The organism is Serratia sp. 506_PEND (genome assembly GCF_001076875.1).
Lineage (GTDB): Bacteria > Pseudomonadota > Gammaproteobacteria > Enterobacterales > Enterobacteriaceae > Serratia > Serratia marcescens.
Genome location: NZ_JVEL01000613.1, coordinates 1 through 5,082 on the forward strand (window position 1 = coordinate 1; position 5,082 = coordinate 5,082).

Below are 5,082 nucleotides of genomic sequence, written 5' to 3' on the forward strand. Positions count from 1 at the left end.
GGCAGCGGTGAGCTGATCCACCCGGTATTCGGCTCTTATCCCAAGGTGCAGTTACTTGAATGCGGCATCTTCCACCGCGCTGACTATGTGGACTGCGCCCATGTTGAGCTGGTGTTTGTCGAGTCGGCCCCGGACCAGCAGTTTTTCAGCAGGCAGTACCCCACCCAGCAGGCTGATGCGATTGATTTGAACACCGACAGCCTGCTGGATGCTGCGCTGGCGGCCTGGAATAAAATGATGGCCGAACTGCAGAAAGCGCAGTACACCATGGAGCGCTACCGCAACCTGGTCAATACCGCTGAGTTTATGATCCAGAGTTTGTCTGCTCAGATTAACGGCATTGCGATGTCCGGATTGGATTATCTGGATATGCCTGGCCAGTTCGTCAGCGACCTCAAGGGGCAGCTGAATACCTACAGCAATACGCTGTCCTTCACCGGCAACCGCATCACCTCTGACTGGCGCTCGCTGACCGGTATGGGCGGCAGTGTTATTGCCATGCCGGCGCAACGCGCCCGCCAAGGAGTTTCCGAGAACAGCAACAACGTCATCACCGTCCCGACGATGGCCACCACCACAGTGATGCCGGATGAAGATCTGCAGGCGATCACCGAGACCACTCGTCTCACAGTTATTACTGAGTTGGGCAGTATCGCCGGCATGATCCTCGGTAATGAGCTGATCACCCCGACGCTTTCCAGCGATCAGGTCAGCGATATTCTGGCCGACGTGCGCAGCACTATCCAGGACGCCATCGACGCTGAACGCACCCGTGAGATTCTGGTACAACAGGAGAGTGTCCTCAACAGTAATACTACCGCCGATACCAGCGACAATGCGGTCATCGTCGAGACGCTGAAAACCCTGGCGCTACAGCTGCAGGCGCTGGCGCAGGCCGTCATCCTGGCCGAACCGCCGCTGATTCAGCGCACAGTGGACAGCGATTGCAATCTCCATCTACTGGCGCACTTCTGGTACGGCGATTACAGCCGCGCCGATGAATTGCTGCGCCTCAACCCCGACCTGAGCAGCCCGAATCACATCACGCAAGGAATGGTGCTCTATGCCTACGCCAAATAACCCCTCTGCCGGCAACACGGCCGCCAAGCAATCTGCGCCGCGCGACAAGTTGGCGCTGCTTATCGGCAACGCGATGCATGACGACTGGCAACGCTACGAGGTCGATGCCGATTTGCTCACGCCTGCCGATGGCTGGATGGTGACGCTGGGCTTTCCGGCCGGCAAGATGCCGGCGGGTATCAAGGCTGGTGTGCGGGTGCTGCTCAAGGTTGGCCAGGACACCATCATGACCGGCCGCATGGATACATTGCGCCACGGTATCCAGCAAAATCAACACCTGCTGCTGATGTCAGGCCGTGATGCCAATGCCGTATTGGTTGACTGTTCCGCGCCGATATTTACCGCCTGCGAGATGACGCTGCAGGAAGTGATCGCCAAAATCGTGAAGCCGTTCGGTATCACCAATATCCGTATCGCGGCCACCAAGCCACTGACCAGCGCCAAAACCAGTATTGAGCCAGGCATGACTGCCTGGGAGGCATTGACCCAGGCAGCAGAAGCTAGCGGTCTGTGGCCCTGGACGGACCCGGACGGCACGTTGGTGATCGGTGGCCCGGATTACACCACGCCCCCGGTCGGGACACTGGTGATGAACTACAGCGGCCAGGGCAACAACATTCTGAGCATCACGCAGGATGAGTCCATCGCCCGCCGTTATTCCCAGACTACAGTCCTGGCCCAGCAACACGGTAGCGGCGACGAGGACGGACAGAATGCCATGCGCGCCTCGGTCTCCGACTCGCAAATTGCGCTCTATCGCCCAAAAATCATCGTCACTCACGATGCGCAGAGTCAGCAGGAAGTGGAGTTCCGCGCCCGTAAGGCACAGGCCGATGCACGTCTGGCGGGCTTTACGCTCACTGTCGCCGTGCGCGGGCTGCGCGCCCCGAACGGTCATCCCTGGACACCCGGCCAGCGCGTGCACGTGGTCAGCGAACCGCACGGCATCGACGCCATTTTCTTCCTGATGAAACGCAACTTCACCGGGGGCAGTTTGGGGGCTGGGGAAAAGACCACGCTTACCCTCAAGGAAGACGGGGTCTGGATACCGGACGCATATCTAATCTACTGTTTTATAGCGTTTCATACGGTTTTAAAATCACCCCTAACCCTCTGTTTTATAAGCCTGCTTTGTTCGATGCGGTTTTATAGCGTTTCATACAGTTTCGTTAAAAGTGGGGCTTGAAGTGGGGCTTGATTGGGGGCTTGGTTTTAACAAAGTGGGGCTTGCTATGATTTTTAAACAGGAAAAATGACCATGAAATTAACCGACAAAGCCTTGCGGGGCGCGGCTCCAAGGGGTAAACCGTACAAGGTTTACGATGGATACGGATTGTATGTTGAGGTGCGTCCGTCCGGGCGTAAGGTGTGGTGTTACAAGTATCGCTTTGTTAACAAAGAGAAAAAATTGACGATGGGCGACTATCCCGCCATCTCGCTGGCTGAGGCGCGGGACTTGGCGATAGATGCCCGCCGAAGTGTGGCGGCGGGTAACGACCCTGCGAGGGCCAAGCAGGAACACATGAGGTCAGAGCAGCGGGCTGAAATGAACAAATTCAGCGCCGTGCTCGCTGAGTGGCAGCGATTGCGGAAAGACCGTGTAACAGAGCGGACTCACCTCAAGCAGAGTCTGCGCATTGAACGTGACGTGCTGCCAACGCTGGGTAACATGCGGGTCACGGATATTACCCCGCTTGATGTACTGGAGTTGGTGCGGCGACTGGAGCGCAAACACGGTCAGGGTATCGCCGCCCTGAACCTGTCGTACATCACGCAGGTGTTACGCCTTGCCGTGCAAACCGGGCTCATTGAGCACAACCCGGCCAGTGAGCTTACCGGCGTGGTATCCCGGCAGGAAAAAAGCCATCGACCGGCCCTGCCAGTGGACGATATTCCCCGTTTTCTGTCTGGGCTGGATGCTTCATCCTGTCACCCTTTCACCAAGTGGGGGCTGCGCCTGTTGCTACTGACGTTCGTCCGCCCCTTTGAGCTGTGCGGGGCAGAATGGGAGGAGTTCGACGAAAAGAAACGACTGTGGCGCATCCCCGCCAGCCGCATGAAGGGGAGCAGTGACCACCTTGTGCCGCTGTCTGAGCAGGCGCTTACCATGCTGGTATCGTTGCGGGCGCTGTCAGGGAAAAGCCGTTACCTGTTCCCCAGCAGTAGCGCAGCCAAACACATCACCACCAATGCGTTAAGCACGGCCATGATTCGGCTTGGCTGGCGGGGTAAGGCTGTGCCGCACGGATTCAGGGCGCTGGCGAGTTCGGTACTCAACGAACACGGATTCAGCCCGGATGCCATCGAGCGCCAGTTAGCACACGTGGAGCGAAACAAGGTGCGAGCGGCCTACAACCGGGCGCAGTACCTGCCAGAACGTACCCGCATCATGCAGTGGTGGGCTGATTTTGTTGATGGTAGCGAAGTCTCCGGCGCGGTTGTGCCGGTCGATTTCAGGCGGGTATCCAACGCCTGAGCCGCACCACGTCTGACATGACCGCTAATCAGCGGTCTTTTTTTTGCCTGAAATAAAAAACACCTACACGCGCGAGGCTAAAAAAGGTGTAACGGTGTAACAGACTACTTTTTTATTAGTTAACTTATTGAGTATTAATACAAATATGGCGTTACACCTACTGTTACACCGGGATTGAAAAAGGTGTAACAGGTGTAACGCCGGTAATTACCCCCTGACCGGCTTCACCTCTTCGCCGCCTGCTCTATCCGGTTCAATGGCGTTCGATACGGTTTTACTGACCGTCAACGCAAGGACATTGACCATGAAACGAGATAGCGCAGCATTCACCCTGCCGGAAACCGGTCTGGTGCGAGAAAAAGACGTGTTGATCCATGTGGCCCCGGTCGCCCGTAGCACGCTGTGGCACTGGCGCAGAAAGGGGAAATTCCCCGCACCGGTCAAGATGGGCGACAACGCCAACGGCTACCGCGCGGAAGAATTGCGGGCGTGGCTGGAAAAGCTGGCCCCGGTGTTACTGAGTACGCAGGGGTAACGGCATGAATAATTTCACTGACCCGCAATTTTCCGTTGACGGATTTTCAGCAAGCGGCTATCGTTTCACCGCTGCCCCACATTGGGCAGTCGGGTTTTGCAGCCTGAACACTTGTGCGGACAACCGCAAACAATCCGTAATGCGGTATTTTTATGTCCGTGATTTGCCATGTTGCGCCAGAATTATGGTGGGACGTGGCGGGGAGGCCTTCGCGCCTGCTGGTCTCACAAGTGCCAGTCTGCAAACCCCGCCACGTCCTGCCACCCCGTTTTGCAGCGGGAGGCAGGTTGAAAAATCAACTTGTGAGGCCGTTATCATGGCTATGACCCGCTACACCCAGAATTCCCCTGAGTTTGTTTTTTATTTCCTCGCCGTGCGCCGCGCTGACCTCGACGCCGTTCCGCACCGTGAATCTGTGACCGCTCCCGATGAACTGACCGCTCGCCGCCTGTTGGCGCGTGATTTCGTGCTGCTGTTCGCTGGCCGCATCCCGGCCAAGGCGGTGCAGCATGGCTAATCGCACGCAGTATCAACCGTGGAACGACATCGACACGGCCAAGCCGGATTTTCCCTGCGACATGACAGCCAACATCCGAATGAGCGCCCCCTTGTTCACTCGCCTGCCTGCGGTGGGCGAGTGGTTTCAGGGGCTGGGTAACGGTGAACGGCTGGAGGTGGTCGCCTACTTTCAGGCTGAGCGCATCGCGCACCTGAATTGTCTGACCCGCTGCGGCACCTTCAAAACCTTCCGGCTGGCTGACTTTGTGCAGCAACATCGTCCGCTGATGCGGAATGCCATCATTGACGCGCCCCGCGTTACGGACGGCCACACACCCCGCCAGCTACTGGCCGCGCACCAACTGGCGAACACCACGCTGCACGACATGGCAACGGCACAGGAAATGTGTCATGGGCGTTGGCTGACGGTGTATCGCCGCCTGAAAATTCACGGACTTCCCACCGCCGGCCGTAACGTCAACCGCTGCCCGTT

Annotated in this window: 6 protein-coding genes; all 6 read left to right on the forward strand. The window is 57.6% G+C overall.

Features of this window, described 5'->3' with window-relative positions; translation table 11 throughout:
* Positions 1-1,080 (forward strand): hypothetical protein (locus tag ADK28_RS32335; RefSeq protein ID WP_048796285.1); only part of this gene is annotated, 1,080 nt, incomplete at its 5' end.
* Positions 1,064-2,266, forward strand: coding sequence for a phage baseplate assembly protein (locus ADK28_RS27900; protein ID WP_053093520.1), 1,203 nt, complete (start codon positions 1,064-1,066; stop codon positions 2,264-2,266). The genes ADK28_RS32335 and ADK28_RS27900, both read left to right, overlap by 17 nt.
* A 72-nt stretch (positions 2,267-2,338) precedes the next feature.
* Positions 2,339-3,556, forward strand: coding sequence for a tyrosine-type recombinase/integrase (locus ADK28_RS27905; RefSeq protein ID WP_048796270.1), 1,218 nt, complete (start codon positions 2,339-2,341; stop codon positions 3,554-3,556).
* Positions 3,557-3,860: 304 nt separating this feature from the next.
* Complete coding sequence (locus ADK28_RS27910; protein ID WP_048796271.1) at positions 3,861-4,091, forward strand: helix-turn-helix transcriptional regulator; 231 nt, start codon at positions 3,861-3,863, stop codon at positions 4,089-4,091.
* Between the two features lie 4 nt (positions 4,092-4,095).
* The gene (locus ADK28_RS33205; RefSeq protein WP_239686256.1) at positions 4,096-4,608 is read left to right on the forward strand and encodes a host cell division inhibitor Icd-like protein; all 513 of its coding nucleotides are present in this window, start codon (positions 4,096-4,098) and stop codon (positions 4,606-4,608) included.
* Positions 4,601-5,082: hypothetical protein (locus ADK28_RS27920; RefSeq protein WP_048796284.1), on the forward strand; the 482-nt coding region annotated here is incomplete at its 3' end. The genes ADK28_RS33205 and ADK28_RS27920, both read left to right, overlap by 8 nt.